This is a genomic window from Actinopolymorpha sp. B11F2, from assembly GCF_040195635.1.
Lineage (GTDB): Bacteria > Actinomycetota > Actinomycetes > Propionibacteriales > Actinopolymorphaceae > Thermasporomyces.
The window spans coordinates 191,375-206,029 of the sequence record NZ_JBEFTX010000004.1 but is presented as its reverse complement, the minus strand read 5'-3'; the positions used below and the strand labels follow the sequence as shown (position 1 = coordinate 206,029).

Here is a 14,655-nt window from a genome sequence, read left to right as displayed (position 1 = left end):
GCCATCCCTACCCTTCGAACTCCTGATCGAAGGGGGTCGTCATGCCACACTGGTGTGGGCGTCGTTACGGAGGTGTCGCGCGATGGGTGCAGTCACGGTGGGAGATTCCGACGTGTGGGCAGGCCATCCGGGACCGTGGACGGAAGAAGAGTTCATGGCGCTCCCTGAGAGCCGCTGGGTGGAGCTGGTCGACGGGAGCCTGCTGGTGAACCCCAGCCCGGGCACGGTCCACCAGACATGGGCACGTCGCCTGGCGAATCTGCTCGAAGCGGCAGCACCCACCACGCTGGATGTCCTGGAAGCGGTCAATGTCCGGATCATCCGGGGCCGGATTCGAATCCCTGATGTCGTTGTCACCCGCGAACAGCTGGACCTGAAGCTCCTCGAAGGGTGCAGAGCCCTCCTCGTCGTCGAGGTGGTCTCGCCCGGTAGCGGGCGACGTGATCGGGACGAGAAGGCGATCGACTACGCGATGGCGGGAATTCCGTGGTACCTCGTGGTCGAGCCCGATGACAGCGGTCGGCCGGCGTTCTGGCTACGGCGCTTGGAGGTCGAGCGCTACGTCGATCATGCGCGTGCTTCTTGTGGCCAGACCATGCAGTTTCCGGATGTGGGGGCGGAGATCGATCCGGCCCAGCTCGAACGCCGCCACACCTGAACCCAGCGGGCGACCGACGCTACACCTGAGCTCAACGGTCGAGGGACAGCCGCAGGATCCGGTCGTCGCCGTCGCGTGGGTCGCCACGGCCGTCGGTGTTGCTGGTCGTGAGCCACAGTCCGCCCCCCGGCGCCGGTTCCACGGTACGCAGCCGGCCGAGGTCCTCGGTGAAGAACGCCCGCGGCTCGCCGATGACGCGACCCTCGTCGATCTGGATCCGCCAGAGACGTTCGCCACGGAGGCCAGCCATCCACAACGCACCGTCGGCGTACGCAAGGCCAGAAGGTGACGCCTCGTCGGTGGGCCATTGCGCGACCGGATCGACGAACCCGCGCTCGCCCGCGACACCCTCGACCTCGGGCCAGCCGTAGTTCCGACCTGGCCGGACGAGGTTGACCTCGTCCCAGGTGCTCTGGCCGAACTCGCTCGCCCACAGCCGCCCATCGTCGTCGAACGCCAGCCCTTGCACGTTGCGATGCCCGTAGCTCCACACCGGCGAGTCGAACGGGTTGCCGGGCGCGGGCTCACCGTCCGGCGTGATCCGCAGGATCTTCCCGCCGAGGGAGTCCAGGTCCTGGGCGAGCGGTTCGTCGGACGCCTCACCTGTGCCGACGTAGAGGAAGCCGTCCGGGCCGAAGACCATGCGGCCGCCGTTGTGGATGCCGCTCCCGGGAATGCCGTCGAGGACCGTCTGGGGGCGGCCGAGCCGGGAACCTGTGGACGGCATGCGTACGATCCGGTTCTCGTCCCCGGAGGTGTAGTAGGCGTACACGAACCGGTCGCGCTCGAAGGTCGGCGACACGGCGATGCCCAGCAGGCCGCCTTCGCCGCCCGGCACCACGCCCGGGACCGTGCCGACCGTGGACACCGCGCCGCCGCGGGCGATCCGCTTGATCCGTGCGGTGTCACGTTCAGCCACCAACGCAGCGCCGTCAGGCAGGAAGGCCAGTCCCCAGGGGGACGTGAGGCCGGTGGCGACCGTTCCAGCGATCCGGGGGGCGGGTGGGGGACCGGCCCGGCGGGAGTCCTCGTCCTCAGCTGGCGTGCCCTCCTCGGGAGAGGACGACGCGGTAGCTGTTTGCGACGAATCCGGCGGATTTCCGTTGGTCTCCGGTGCGGGGTCGTCCGCGCAGGCACCGAGCAGGCCAAGTGCCGTGGTCGCGACGACGGCGACGATGACATGACGCACTGGTGGCTCCTCGATGTGTGAAACGTGCCCTCGCTGCGGATAGTCTCATGGCCCGTGGAGAGCAGGCAGAGTGTCCGGCGTCCGGCGTCCCCACCCGCGCGGGTCTGGCTTCCCGAGCCACCTGCCGTCTATTCCGGGTTGCCCGACGGTCTGGTGATCGACGTCTACGACGGTAGCGGTGAGCCGCCGGAGTCGCTCGCGGGAGTGACCTTCTACGTACCGCCGTACATGGCCGGACCCCACACGGTCGAACTGGTCGCCAGGATGCCCGCGCTCGAGGTGGTGCAGACCCTGACCGCGGGCGTGGAGAACGTACGCCCGCACCTCGGCGAAGGCGTCACCCTCTGCAACGCGCGTGGTGTCCACGACGCCAGCACCGCGGAGCTCGGAGTGGCGCTGATCCTCGCGTCCCTGCGGGGGATCCCCGAGTTCGTCCATGCGCAGACCGAGCACCGGTGGGCGGACGGTCGAAGGCAGGCCCTTGCCGACAAGCGGGTCGTGGTCCTGGGTGCCGGGTCGATCGGACAGGCGCTGGCCCGTCGGCTGGCCCCCTTCGAGTGCGAGGTGACCCTGGTCGGGCGTACGGCACGGGACGGCGTCGCGGGCGCAGCGCAGCTGGCCGACCTGTTGCCCGCGGCCGACGTCGTCGTCCTGCTCGTACCGATGACGGACGAGACCCGCGGCATGGTCGATGCGAAGTTCCTCGCCCAGCTGAAGGACGGCGCTCTGCTGGTCAACATCGCGCGCGGGCCGATCGTGCAGTCCGACGCTCTGCTCGCCGAGCTGTCGAGCGGGCGGTTGCGCGCCGCGGTCGACGTGACCGATCCGGAGCCCTTGCCTGCAACGGATCCGCTCTGGAACGCGCCCGGGCTGCTGCTGAGTCCACACGTCGGCGGCAACACGTCGGCATTCGTTCCCCGCGGCCGTGCCCTGGTGAGCGCGCAGCTGCGACGCTACGTCGCCGGCGAGCCGCTCGCCAACGTCGTCACCGGCTCGTACTGACCCGGATCCGGTGCTCGAGGACGGGACCACGCCCACGCTGGAAGGAGCAAACCGAGTGCGGAACCGGGTAGCCATCGTCGTGCAGGTGGCGTTGCCGATCCTGGCGGCGTTGCTGGTCGCACCGTTCTCCGTACGCTTCGAAGGGTTCTGGCCCTGGGATCCGCGGGTCGTCGACCTGGAGGTCTACCAGTACACCGGCCAGGTCCTGCTCCAGGGCGGCGACATCCTCACCGCCCGCACGCCGCGCGACGGGTTGGCGTTCATCTATCCACCGTTCGCGGCACTGCTGTGCGTACCCCTCGTCCTCATCACGCCGGTCCTGCTCAAGGCGCTCTGGCTCGCGGCGACGGCGGTCGCGGTGGTGGCCGTCGTCCATCGGCTGGGGTTGACCGGTTGGTGGCTCAGCCTGGCGGCCACGGCTGCCGTCCTCTTCGTCGAGCCCGTACGGGAGACGCTGGGATTCGGTCAGGTCAACGTCTTCCTGATGGCGATGGTCGTCCTCGACCTCGTACCCGGCCCACGGCTCCCCCCATGGCGGCGGCGTCTGCTGCCGCCCGGCGTCCTGACCGGCCTGGCGACGGCGATCAAGGTGACCCCTGCCCTCTTCGTCGTCTACCTCCTTCTCGCCCGCCAGTGGCGGACGGCGCGCACCACACTCATCGCGGCAGGAGCGGCGACGTTGCTGGGTGCGGTCCTCATGCCGCGGGAGTCGCTCGCCTTCTGGCAGTTCCTGCTCGCCGGCGACACGCGGACGGGTTCGACGTCGTTCCTGTTCAACCAGTCGATTCTCGCGGCGACGTTGCGCTTCGCCGGCAACGGAATGACCGTCTACTACGCGGGCCTCGCGCTCAGTGCCGTTGTCGCGTTCGCCGGAGCGTGGGCGGCGGCACGCTGGCATGTACGCGGGCAGCCGCTCCTCGCGGTCTCGCTGTGTGGCGTGGCCACCCTGCTCGCCTCGCCGCTCTCGTGGACGCACCACTTCGTCTGGGTCGTGCCCCTTGCCGCGGTGGTCGTCGACCGCGGCCTGCCCGCCCTGGTACGTGGCTTCTCGGCCGCATTCGTGGTCTGGGTCGCGGCCGCGGAGTTCAAGCATCTGCCCTGGGGACAGGACGTCGAGCTGACCTACGGTCCGGCGGAGCAGTTGCTCAGCGGTGTGACGCCGATTCTCGGAACGGTTCTCGTGGGGATCGCTCTGGTCGAGGGCCACCGGTCCGCCAAGCGGACCGCACAACCACGTGCCGAGACGGTCGCCGTACAGTGAGGGGGCGGAGATCCCGTCCCACGTCGCTGCCATCAGCAGCCTCCACGCACCAACTGTGCGGCGAACGAGGAGCCGAACGACCATGACAGACATCAAGCCCCGCAGTCGGGAAGTCACCGACGGGATCGAGCGCGCAGCCGCCCGCGGGATGCTCCGCGCGGTGGGGATGGGCGACGAGGACTGGGAGAAGCCGCAGATCGGCGTCGCCTCGTCGTGGAACGAGATCACCCCCTGCAACCTCTCCCTCGACCGACTGGCGAAGGCCGCCAAGGACGGCGTTCACGCCGGTGGTGGCTACCCGCTGGAGTTCGGCACGATCTCGGTCTCCGACGGCATCTCGATGGGTCACGTCGGCATGCACTTCTCGCTCGTGTCCCGCGAGATCATCGCCGACTCGGTGGAGACCGTCGTCGAAGCCGAACGCCTGGACGGCACGGTCCTGCTCGCCGGCTGCGACAAGAGCCTGCCCGGCATGTTGATGGCGGCCGCCCGGCTCGACCTCGCGTCGGTGTTCGTCTACGCCGGCTCGATCCTGCCCGGCAGGGTCGACGGCCGCGACGTCACGATCATCGACGCGTTCGAGGCCGTCGGCGCCTGCGCCCGAGGGCTCATCACACGAGAGAAGGTCGACGAGATCGAGCGCGCCATCTGCCCGGGCGAGGGCGCGTGCGGCGGTATGTACACCGCCAACACCATGGCGAGCGCGGCCGAGGCGCTGGGCCTCGCGCTTCCGGGTTCGTCCGCGCCCCCGGCGGTCGATCGGCGCCGCGACGGCATCGCCCGGCGTTCGGGCGAGGCGGTCGTCGAGATGCTGCGCCGAGGGATCACCGCGCGCCAGATCCTCACCAAGGACGCGTTCGAGAACGCGATCGCCGTCGTGATGGCGCTCGGCGGCTCGACCAACGCCGTCCTGCACCTGCTCGCGATCGCCCGCGAGGCCGAGGTCGACCTCACCCTCGACGACTTCAACCGGATCGGCGACAAGGTGCCGCACCTGGGAGATCTCAAGCCGTTCGGGCGTTACGTGATGAGCGACGTCGACCGGGTGGGTGGCATCCCGGTCGTGATGAGGGCCCTGCTCGACGCGGGGCTGCTGCACGGCGACGCGCTGACGGTGACCGGCAAGACGCTGGCCGAGAACCTCACCGACATCGACCCGCCGGACCTCGACGGCACGATCATCCGGGCCATCAAGGACCCGATCCACCGCACCGGTGGGCTCACGATCCTGCATGGTTCGCTCGCGACCGAAGGTGCGGTCGTCAAGAGCGCGGGCCTGGACGCAGCTGTCTTCGAGGGCCCCGCGCGGGTCTTCGAACGCGAACGCGGCGCCCTCGACGCCCTCGAGGACGGCACGATCCAGGCCGGAGACGTCGTGGTGATCCGCTACGAAGGCCCCAAGGGCGGCCCCGGCATGCGCGAGATGCTTGCCATCACCGGCGCCATCAAGGGTGCGGGTCTCGGCAAGGACGTCCTGCTCCTCACCGACGGTCGCTTCTCCGGCGGCACCACGGGCCTGTGCGTGGGCCACGTCGCGCCCGAGGCGGTCGACGGTGGTCTGATCGGCCTGGTCCGCGACGGCGACGTCGTACGCCTGGACATGACCGCGCGCACGCTCGACCTCCAGGTCGACGCCGACGAGCTCGAACGCCGCCGGAAGGACTGGGAGCCCCTGCCGCCGACCTACACCCGAGGTGTCCTCGGCAAGTACGCCAAGCTGGTGAAGTCCGCCGCTCACGGCGCCGTCTGCGGCTGACGGCTGAGTGGGGGAGGACACATGGGCAAGATCCACGAACGCATCGACGGTCGGCTGCGGACCTTCATCGAGGCGCAGAAGATGTTCTTCACCGCCACCGCGCCGAGCGGGGCGGACGGACACGTCAACGTCTCGCCCAAGGGGGTCGGCGGCACGTTCGCGGTGATCGACGAGCACACCGTCGCCTACCTCGACATCACCGCGAGCGGTGCCGAGACGATCGCGCACCTGCGGGACAACGGCCGGATCACGCTGATGTTCTGCGCCTTCGAGGGCCCACCCAACATCGTCCGCCTGCACGGGCGAGGACGGGTGGTGTCGATCTACGACGACGCGTACCCCACGTTGGCCGAGCTCTTCACCGAGCATCGTGGTGCCCGCGCGGTGATCGTCGTCGACGTGCACCGGATCTCGGACTCCTGCGGTTACGGCGTACCCCTCATGGACTACGTGGGGGAGCGCGACCTTCTGCCGCCGCACATGGATCGGAAGGGACCAGAGGGGTTGGTGGCGTACCGCCGGAAGAAGAACCTGCACAGTATCGACGGGCTCCCGGCGTTCACCGATGATCCGGCGCCAGTGCCGGATCATCCAGGCGCCCCGGAGGGTGACGACATGCGGACCGAACGTCCGGATGTCGAGACACGCGAGGCTTCGGCTTGACGTGAGGGGCGACGGTCAGAGAACGTGCATGCGTGCGTCCACAGATTCTCGTACTCCGACAGCGCGCCGGCTGAGCCCTCACACGGCTGACACAGCCAGCGCGCACCCCTCGTTGCCCGTTCGGGCCGGGGGGTTTTTGTTTCCCCGGCAACGACAACACAGACTTTCGACGACAACACCGACAACGCCGTCGCTACGGAAGGGCGAACGATGAGCGACCAGACGACCGGAGGCCGCACCCCCGGCGCCGCCCACCCGAAGGGCACGCAGCCGACGGGTGGAGCGCAACCGACCAGTGGCCAGATGACGGGCGCGCAGAGCCTGATCAAGGCGCTGGAGTCGGCCGGTGTCGACACGGTCTTCGGCATTCCCGGAGGAGCGATCCTTCCGGCCTATGACCCGCTGCTGGACTCGCACAAGATCCGCCACATCCTGGTCCGCCACGAGCAGGGTGCCGGCCACGCCGCCGAGGGGTACGCACTCGCCACCGGCAAGGTCGGTGTCTGCATGGCGACCTCCGGACCGGGCGCGACCAACCTGGTGACGCCGATCTCCGACGCGTACATGGACTCCGTTCCGATGGTCGCGATCACCGGCCAGGTCCCGGGGAGCGCGATCGGCACCGACGCCTTCCAGGAAGCTGACATCCGCGGCATCACGCTCCCGATCACCAAGCACAACTTCCTCGTGACCGACCCGGCGGAGATCCCGCGGACCATCGCCGAGGCGTTCCACATCGCGTCCACCGGTCGTCCGGGCCCGGTCCTGGTCGATGTCGCCAAAGACGCCCTGCAGGCGATGACGACGTTCTCGTGGCCGACCAGCCTCGACCTTCCGGGCTATCGCCCGGTGACCCGGCCGCACGCCAAGCAGGTGCGCGAAGCCGCGCGGCTGATCACCGAGTCGCGGCGCCCGGTGCTGTACGTCGGGGGCGGCGTGATCAAGGCCCGCGCGGCCAAGGAGCTGCGGGTCCTCGCCGAGATGACCGGCATCCCGGTCGTCACGACCCTGATGGCGCGGGGTGCGTTCCCCGACAGCCACCAGCTGCACCTCGGCATGCCCGGCATGCACGGCACGGTGGCGGCGGTGAGCGCGCTGCAGAAGTCCGACCTGCTGATCTGCCTCGGCGCCCGGTTCGACGACCGGGTGACCGGCAAGCTGTCGACGTTCGCGCCGCAGGCGAAGGTCGTCCACGCCGACATCGACCCCGCGGAGATCTCCAAGAACCGCACCGCAGACGTGCCCATCGTCGGTGACTGCCGGGAGGTCATCGCCGATCTCGTGGTCGCGATCCAGGCCGAACACGGTGCCGGCCGCCAGGGCGACTACACCGCCTGGTGGCGGCTCCTGGACGACTGGCGGAACCGGTATCCGCTGGGCTACGCCAAGCCCGACGACGGCTCGCTCGCGCCCCAGCAGGTGATCGAGAAGATCGGCCAGGTCGCCGGTCCCGAGGCGTTCTACGTGGCGGGTGTCGGGCAGCACCAGATGTGGGCGGCGCAGTTCATCTCGTACGAGAATCCCGGCACGTTCCTCAACTCCGGTGGCGCCGGCACGATGGGCTTCTCCGTTCCCGCCGCCATGGGCGCCAAGGCGGGCCGTCCGGACGCCACGGTGTGGGCGATCGACGGGGACGGCTGCTTCCAGATGACCAACCAGGAGCTCGCCACCTGCGCGCTGGAGAACATCCCGATCAAGGTCGCGGTGATCAACAACTCCAGCCTCGGCATGATCCGGCAGTGGCAGACGCTCTTCTACAACGAGCGCTACTCCAACTCCGACCTGCACTCCACCCGCATCCCCGACTTCGCCAAGCTGGCGGAGGCGTACGGCTGTGTCGGTCTGCGCTGCGAGCGGCCCGAGGACATCGACGACGTGCTCGCGAAGGCGATGAGCGTCAACGACGTTCCGGTGGTCGTCGACTTCGTGGTCCACCGCGACGCGATGGTGTGGCCGATGGTGGCGGCTGGTACCAGCAACGACGACATCAAGATCGCGCGCGACCTGGCACCGGACTGGGAGCACGACGACCTGTGAGTCCGTACGCCCGTTCCGGCGTTCTCGTCTTCCCCACGTTCTAGGAAAGGAACGAAGAGCAGTGTCCCGACACACGCTGTCCGTGCTGGTCGAGAACAAGCCCAGCGTCCTGGCACGGATCGCCGGCCTGTTCTCCCGGCGCGGGTTCAACATCGACTCCCTCGCGGTCGGACCCACCGAACACCCGGAGGTCTCGCGGATGACGATCGTCGTCAACGTCGAGGACCTTCCGCTGGAGCAGGTGACGAAGCAGCTCAACAAGCTGGTCAACGTCATCAAGATCGTGGAACTGGACCCGGCGACGTCGGTCCAGCGTGAGCTGCTTCTGGTCAAGGTGAAGGTCGACACGCAGACGCGGGGGAGCGTGCTGGAGACGGTCCAGCTGTTCCGGGCGAAGGTGGTCGACGTCGCTCCCGATACGGTGACGATCGAGGCGACCGGCAACTCCGAGAAGCTCGAGGCGATGCTGCGGGTCCTGGAACCGTTCGGGATCCGCGAGCTCGTGCAGTCCGGCATGGTCGCGATCGGGCGAGGCAGTCGTTCGATCACCGACCGTACCCTCCGCTCGCTCGACCGGGCGAGCGAGCGCAGCGCCTGAGGCTTGTGGTAAGAGCACCCAGAGAGAACGTACGAAGGAGATCTTGTGGCAGAGCTGTTCTACGACGACGATGCCGACCTGTCGGTGATCCAGGGCCGGACCGTCGCCGTCCTCGGATACGGCAGTCAGGGCCACGCCCACGCGCTGTCGTTGCGCGACTCCGGCGTCGACGTCCGCGTCGGCCTGCCGGAGGGCTCCAGGAGCCGGGCGAGGGCAGAGGCGGAGGGACTGCGCGTCCTGACCCCGGCGGAGGCGTGTGAGGAGTCCGACCTGATCGTCGTCCTCGCGCCGGACCCGGCGCAGCGCAAGCTGTACGCCGAGGCGATCGAGCCGAACCTGGTCGAGGGCGACGCGTTGTTCTTCGGGCACGGCTTCAACATCCGCTTCGGCTACATCCAGCCGCCGGCGGGTGTCGACGTGTGCATGGTCGCGCCGAAGGGGCCGGGTCACCTGGTGCGGCGTGAGTACAACGAGGGCCGCGGCGTGCCGGTCCTGGTCGCGGTCGAGCAGGACGCGAGCGGGAACGCCTGGCCGCTCACGATGTCCTACGCCAAGGCGATCGGCGGTCTGCGCGCCGGCGGCATCAAGACGACGTTCACCGAGGAGACCGAGACGGACCTGTTCGGTGAGCAGACGGTCCTCTGCGGTGGTGTGTCGGCGCTCATCCAGGCCGGCTTCGAGACCCTGACCGACGCGGGCTACCAGCCCGAGGTCGCCTACTTCGAGTGTCTGCACGAGCTGAAGCTGATCGTCGACCTGATGTACGAAGGCGGGATCGCGAAGCAGCGCTGGTCGGTGTCCGACACGGCTGAGTACGGCGACTATGTCTCGGGGCCGCGGATCATCGACGACTCGGTGAAGCAGCGGATGCGGGAGGTTCTGGCCGACATCAAGGACGGGTCGTTCGCGCAGCGGTTCATCGACGACCAGGACGCCGGCGGACCCGAGTTCGCGAAGTTCCGCGCCCAGTCCGAGCAGCACCCGATCGAGGCCGTCGGCCGCGACCTGCGGGCCCTGATGGCCTGGGTCAAGAGCCACGACGACGACTACGTGGAAGGCACTGCCGCCCGGGGCTAGTCCGGGCGGAAACGCGAACGCGCGAACCGCGTTGCGCCGGGGGCGACAATGACCACGCTGCCCATGCTGCTGGTAGCCGGCGCCCGGCGTTGACCACGCTGCCCATGCTGCTGGTAGCCGGCGCCCGGCGTTGACCACGCTGCCCATGCTGCTGGTAGCCGGAACAGGTGTCGGCACCTGTCCAAAGACCACAGGCATGGGCAGCGTGGTCATTGTGGGCTCCCGGAGAGCCTCATTTTCCACCTCGCCCGGGCGGGTAGCGAGGTGTTCCCGGTCGGCGCCGGTGGGTAACGTGGTCATTCCCGCCTCGCATGGCCGTGTTTCGGCACCCCGCTGCAGGTATCAGAGTCGATGATTATGCTGGGGCGGAGCGCCGGGCCCACAGATGTGCTCGGGGACCTGTCCTTCCCCCCGTCTCGGCCCACCAGGAAGGCATTGTCGCGTGGATTCCACCGTGAGCCCCTCAGCGGATGTGACCTTGTCCAAGCCCGTCGTTCTCATCGCCGAGGAGTTGTCCTCAGCGACCCTCGAGGCGCTCGGTCCGGACTTCGACGTACGCCACTGCGACGGCGCCAACCGGTCCGAGCTGCTGGCCGCCGTCACCGACGTCGACGCTCTCCTCGTCCGGAGCGCGACCAAGGTCGATTCCGAAGTCCTCACCGCGGCCTCGCGGCTCAAGGTGGTCGCACGGGCGGGGGTGGGGCTGGACAACGTCGACGTGCGGGCCGCGACGCAGGCCGGCGTCATGGTCGTCAACGCTCCCCAGTCCAACATCGTCTCGGCCGCCGAGCACGCCATCGGCCTGCTCCTGGCGGTCGCCCGCAACATCCCCGCCGCCCACGCCTCGCTCAAGGCCGGCGAGTGGAAGCGGAGCAGGTTCACCGGTGTCGAGTTGCACGACAAGACTCTCGGCGTCCTCGGCCTCGGCCGGATCGGCGTGCTGGTCGCGCAGCGGCTGGCCGCGTTCGGCATGAAGGTCGTGGCGTACGACCCCTACGTCCAGCCTGGCCGGGCCGCGCAGATGGGTGTACGCCTGGTGCCCCTCGACGAACTGCTCGCCACCAGCGACGCGATCACCGTCCACCTGCCGAAGACGCCGGAGACGGCCGGCATCGTGGGTGAGGCGGAGCTCGCCAAGGCCAAGCCCGGCGCGATCATCGTCAACGCCGCCCGCGGGGGGATCATCGACGAGCACGCGTTGTACGTCGCCCTCAAGGAGGGACGGGTCGCCGGCGCGGGGATCGACGTCTTCGTCACCGAGCCGAGCACGGACTCGCCGTTACTGGAGCTCGACAACGTGGTGGTGACCCCCCATCTCGGCGCGAGCACCGCGGAGGCGCAGGAGAAGGCCGGTGTCGCGGTCGCCAAGTCCGTACGCCTGGCGCTGGCCGGCGAACTCGTCCCCGACGCGGTCAACGTCCAGGGCGGCGTCATCGCCGAAGACGTCCGGCCGGGGATCCCGTTGGCGGAGAAGCTGGGTCGGATCTTCACCGCACTCGCTGGCGAGGTGGCCCTGCAGATGGACGTCGAGGTGCGTGGCGAGATCACCGACTACGACGTCAAGGTGCTCGAGCTCGCGGCCCTCAAGGGCGCATTCGCCTCGGTCGTCGAGGAACAGGTCTCCTATGTCAACGTCCCGTTGCTCGCCGCCGAACGCGGCCTCGAGGTACGCCTGCTCACCGATCCCGACAGCCCCGACTTCCGCAACCTCGTGACCCTGCGCGGGACCCTGGCCGACGGCCGCCAGGTCTCGGTCGGCGGCACCCTCGTCGGCCCTCGCCACGCCGAACGCCTGGTCGAGGTCGAGGGCTTCGACATCGAGATCGAGCTGACCGAACACATGGCGGTCCTGAAGTACGTCGACCGGCCGGGCGTCATCGGCGTCATGGGCCGGATCCTCGGCGAGGCGGGGGTCAACATCGCCGGCATGCAGGTCAGCCGGGACCGCCGAGGCGGCAAGGCCCTGGTGGCGATGACCGTCGACTCGGCGATCCCGCAGGCGGCGCTCGACGAGATCGCCCGCGAGATCAACGCCCAGGACATCCGCGCCATCGACCTCGTGGACTAGGGCCCAGAACTGGCCCGTGGCGGCCCGCGGTCAGCGGCGGGTCGCGATCAGCACGCTGGCGTCGCTGGCGACCATCACCTCGACCGTTGCGAACCTCGGATCTGTCAGCCACTGCATGCGCATGGTGTCGACCCGGCCCTGGTACATCGGCGGCCAGGTCGAACTCGGGGTGAAGTCGTCGAGCACGACGAACCCGCCTGGCTCCATGAGATCGGCAGCGGTGTCGGGTCCGGCGCGCTTGGCCTCGCGTACGTCGAGGAAGAGCAGCGCGAACGGAGCCTCGGCCGCGAGCTCCTTCCAGTCGGCCTCCAGGACGGTCACGGACTCGTCTCCGGCGAACATCTCGCGGACCGCCTCGACGAGCGCCGGATCGTGCTCGGCGGTGAGAAGGCGCGCACCCTCGCGCATGCCGCTGCGCAGCCAGGCGGAGCCGACCCCGCAGCCGGTCCCGGACTCCGCGAGCGTGCCGGTGCGGGAGGCGGAGAGGCTCGCCAGCAGCCGGCCGGTCTCGTTGCGACAGGACGACACGAAGCCGCGACGCCGCGAGAGCTGATGGGCTCGTGCGACGACGGCCGGGATCTCAGGCGGCACGCTCATGCGCCAAGGGTGGGGTACATGAGGGCATTCCCGCCCTGGCGTCTCGACATGTGAAAACTTCCCTCGATCCGCGAGACAACTGCTAGGACGTCCAACTAATCTCGGTCGGGTCATGAGATTCGTCGTAATCCTTCGCTGCCGTGGCGGGGCCCGCTGAGGGTCGGCTCTCCGTCACGGGGTCCAGCGTTGCCGGCCCGCCCTTCACTCGAGATGGACGAGCACTCGAGAGACTGACGAAGACGCGTACGTGCGAAGGAGAATTCCGATGACCAAGGCGCATCGCGAGGCGCAACGGCTGGCCTACCAGGCCCTGCAGGAGGCGCTGGATCGCCGTGACAACGGCGGCAGGACCGCCGCCGCGGTTGCCGAGACCCGCACCGCACATGACAGCCGGGACGCCACCCCGCGCCCGCGGCCGGCAGTCGCCCCATCCGGAAATCCCGTCCGGTGAGATAGGCGACCTCCGCCGTCGACGCAAGCCCAACCGCCCGTCGAGGGCACGCGTCGACACGACCACATTGCGTTCGACCACATGTCGAGACCTGAGTTTCGGGATGTGGACACTTGCGAATATGGTGATCCGTATGGCTCAGAGCATCCGGCTGGCTGTCATCCCTGGTGACTACATCGGCCCCGAGGTGACCGCCGAGGCCCTGAAGGTCCTCGAGGCGTGCGTACCGGCTTATGACATCAAGGTCGAACAGACGCAGTACGACCTGGGTGCCGAGCGCTACCTCGCGACCGGCGAGGTCCTGCCCGACAGCGTGCTGGCCGAGCTTCGTGCCCACGACGCGATCCTGCTCGGTGCGGTGGGCGGGCGACCGGGCGACCCCAAACTGCCAGCCGGGATCCTCGAGCGGGGCCTTCTGCTCCGGTTGCGGTTCGAGCTCGACCACTACGTCAACCTCCGGCCGTCCCGCAGCTTTCCGGGCGTGCCGACCCCGCTCGCGAGTGACGCGCCGATCGACTTCGTCGTCGTCCGGGAGGGCACCGAGGGGCTCTACGTCGGCAACGGTGGAGTGGTACGCAAGGGCACCACCCAGGAGCTCGCCACCGAGGTGAGCGTCAACACGGCGTACGGCGTCGAACGCGTGGTCCGCGACGCGTTCCGGCGCGCGCAGGCTCGCCGGGGCAAGCTCACTCTGGTCCACAAGACCAACGTCCTCGTCCACGCCGGCGGCCTCTGGTCGCGGATCGTGGGGGAGGTGGCGAAGGAGTTCGCCGACGTCACCGTCGACTACCTCCACATCGACGCGGCCACGATCTTCCTCGTGACCGAGCCCGAGCGTTTCGACGTCATTGTCACCGACAACCTGTTCGGCGACATCCTCACCGATCTGGCGGGTGCCGTGACCGGCGGCATCGGCCTGGCGGCGAGCGGCAACATCAATCCCGACCGGACGGCGCCGTCGATGTTCGAGCCCGTCCACGGCTCGGCGCCCGACATCGCCGGCACGGGCAAGGCCGACCCCACGGCGGCGATCCTGTCCACCGCCCTGCTCCTCGAGCACCTCGGCGAGCCCGGGGCGGCCCGCCGGATCGAGGACGCCGTGAGCGCCGACCTCGACACCAGGGGCGGCGCCAGCCCCACCCGAACCACGGCAGAGATCGGCGACGCGATCGCCGCCCGAGTAGCCAGCTAGGCCTTTGGACGGGACCCACGTCCTTCGCAAAGGCCCGACGCCGCCCGCGTTCCGCGGGCGGCGTCCTTCGTCTCCAGTCCTCTGGTCTCCAGACTCCTTGTTCTCG

General features: G+C 69.1%; 13 protein-coding genes. 11 read left to right on the top strand and 2 right to left on the bottom strand.

The genetic code is table 11. The features are described 5' to 3' along the window. The first annotated feature begins 82 nt into the window (after window positions 1-82). Window positions 83-658 (top strand): Uma2 family endonuclease, encoded by a 576-nt coding sequence (locus ABN034_RS09830; protein WP_349690683.1) that lies wholly within the window; start codon window positions 83-85, stop codon window positions 656-658. Window positions 659-689: 31 nt separating this feature from the next. Here ABN034_RS09830 and ABN034_RS09825 read toward each other — a convergent pair whose 3' ends face one another. Then, the gene (locus ABN034_RS09825) at window positions 690-1,847 is read right to left on the bottom strand and encodes a PQQ-dependent sugar dehydrogenase (RefSeq protein ID WP_349690682.1); all 1,158 of its coding nucleotides are present in this window, start codon (window positions 1,845-1,847) and stop codon (window positions 690-692) included. Window positions 1,848-1,901: 54 nt separating this feature from the next. Between ABN034_RS09825 and ABN034_RS09820 the strand changes: the two genes are divergently transcribed. The 8 genes from ABN034_RS09820 to serA all read left to right on the top strand — a co-directional run bounded on the left by ABN034_RS09820 (window position 1,902) and on the right by serA (window position 12,309). Further along, on the top strand, window positions 1,902-2,849 hold the full coding sequence (locus ABN034_RS09820) for a 2-hydroxyacid dehydrogenase (RefSeq protein ID WP_349690681.1): 948 nt from the start codon (window positions 1,902-1,904) through the stop codon (window positions 2,847-2,849). A 55-nt stretch (window positions 2,850-2,904) separates the two neighbouring features. Then, a complete protein-coding gene (locus ABN034_RS09815) occupies window positions 2,905-4,110 on the top strand; it encodes a glycosyltransferase 87 family protein (RefSeq protein ID WP_349690680.1) in 1,206 nt (401 codons plus the stop codon). 82 nt (window positions 4,111-4,192) lie between these two features. Then, window positions 4,193-5,866 (top strand): dihydroxy-acid dehydratase, encoded by a 1,674-nt coding sequence (gene ilvD, locus ABN034_RS09810; protein ID WP_349690679.1) that lies wholly within the window; start codon window positions 4,193-4,195, stop codon window positions 5,864-5,866. Between the two features lie 21 nt (window positions 5,867-5,887). Further along, window positions 5,888-6,529 carry a pyridoxamine 5'-phosphate oxidase family protein gene (locus ABN034_RS09805; RefSeq protein ID WP_349690678.1) on the top strand — a complete coding sequence of 214 codons (642 nt, stop codon included), beginning with the start codon at window positions 5,888-5,890 and terminating at the stop codon, window positions 6,527-6,529. Between the two features lie 303 nt (window positions 6,530-6,832). Then, on the top strand, window positions 6,833-8,566 hold the full coding sequence (locus ABN034_RS09800; RefSeq protein WP_502879005.1) for an acetolactate synthase large subunit: 1,734 nt from the start codon (window positions 6,833-6,835) through the stop codon (window positions 8,564-8,566). Window positions 8,567-8,627: 61 nt separating this feature from the next. Next, window positions 8,628-9,164 carry an acetolactate synthase small subunit gene (gene ilvN, locus ABN034_RS09795; protein WP_349326221.1) on the top strand — a complete coding sequence of 179 codons (537 nt, stop codon included), beginning with the start codon at window positions 8,628-8,630 and terminating at the stop codon, window positions 9,162-9,164. 45 nt (window positions 9,165-9,209) lie between these two features. Next, complete coding sequence (ilvC, locus tag ABN034_RS09790) at window positions 9,210-10,241, top strand: ketol-acid reductoisomerase (RefSeq protein ID WP_349326222.1); 1,032 nt, start codon at window positions 9,210-9,212, stop codon at window positions 10,239-10,241. Between the two features lie 454 nt (window positions 10,242-10,695). Beyond that, window positions 10,696-12,309 carry a phosphoglycerate dehydrogenase gene (gene serA, locus ABN034_RS09785; protein WP_349690676.1) on the top strand — a complete coding sequence of 538 codons (1,614 nt, stop codon included), beginning with the start codon at window positions 10,696-10,698 and terminating at the stop codon, window positions 12,307-12,309. Between the two features lie 30 nt (window positions 12,310-12,339). Here serA and ABN034_RS09780 read toward each other — a convergent pair whose 3' ends face one another. Continuing rightward, complete coding sequence (locus ABN034_RS09780; RefSeq protein WP_349690675.1) at window positions 12,340-12,906, bottom strand: O-methyltransferase; 567 nt, start codon at window positions 12,904-12,906, stop codon at window positions 12,340-12,342. Window positions 12,907-13,171: 265 nt separating this feature from the next. Between ABN034_RS09780 and ABN034_RS09775 the strand changes: the two genes are divergently transcribed. Together ABN034_RS09775 and ABN034_RS09770 are read left to right on the top strand one after the other, a co-directional pair. Further along, window positions 13,172-13,357 (top strand): hypothetical protein, encoded by a 186-nt coding sequence (locus ABN034_RS09775; RefSeq protein WP_349326225.1) that lies wholly within the window; start codon window positions 13,172-13,174, stop codon window positions 13,355-13,357. Between the two features lie 133 nt (window positions 13,358-13,490). Next, window positions 13,491-14,549 carry a 3-isopropylmalate dehydrogenase gene (locus ABN034_RS09770; RefSeq protein ID WP_349690674.1) on the top strand — a complete coding sequence of 353 codons (1,059 nt, stop codon included), beginning with the start codon at window positions 13,491-13,493 and terminating at the stop codon, window positions 14,547-14,549. Window positions 14,550-14,655: the final 106 nt, after the last annotated feature.

Coding starts and splice junctions, on each gene's coding strand:
- ABN034_RS09830 (WP_349690683.1), top strand. CDS start 83: ATGGGTGCAGTCACGGTGGGAGATTCCGACGTGTGGGCAGGCCATCCG.
- ilvD (WP_349690679.1), top strand. CDS start 4,193: ATGACAGACATCAAGCCCCGCAGTCGGGAAGTCACCGACGGGATCGAG.
- ABN034_RS09805 (WP_349690678.1), top strand. CDS start 5,888: ATGGGCAAGATCCACGAACGCATCGACGGTCGGCTGCGGACCTTCATC.
- ABN034_RS09800 (WP_502879005.1), top strand. CDS start 6,833: ATGACGGGCGCGCAGAGCCTGATCAAGGCGCTGGAGTCGGCCGGTGTC.
- ABN034_RS09780 (WP_349690675.1), bottom strand. CDS start 12,906: ATGAGCGTGCCGCCTGAGATCCCGGCCGTCGTCGCACGAGCCCATCAG.
- ABN034_RS09775 (WP_349326225.1), top strand. CDS start 13,172: ATGACCAAGGCGCATCGCGAGGCGCAACGGCTGGCCTACCAGGCCCTG.
- ABN034_RS09770 (WP_349690674.1), top strand. CDS start 13,491: ATGGCTCAGAGCATCCGGCTGGCTGTCATCCCTGGTGACTACATCGGC.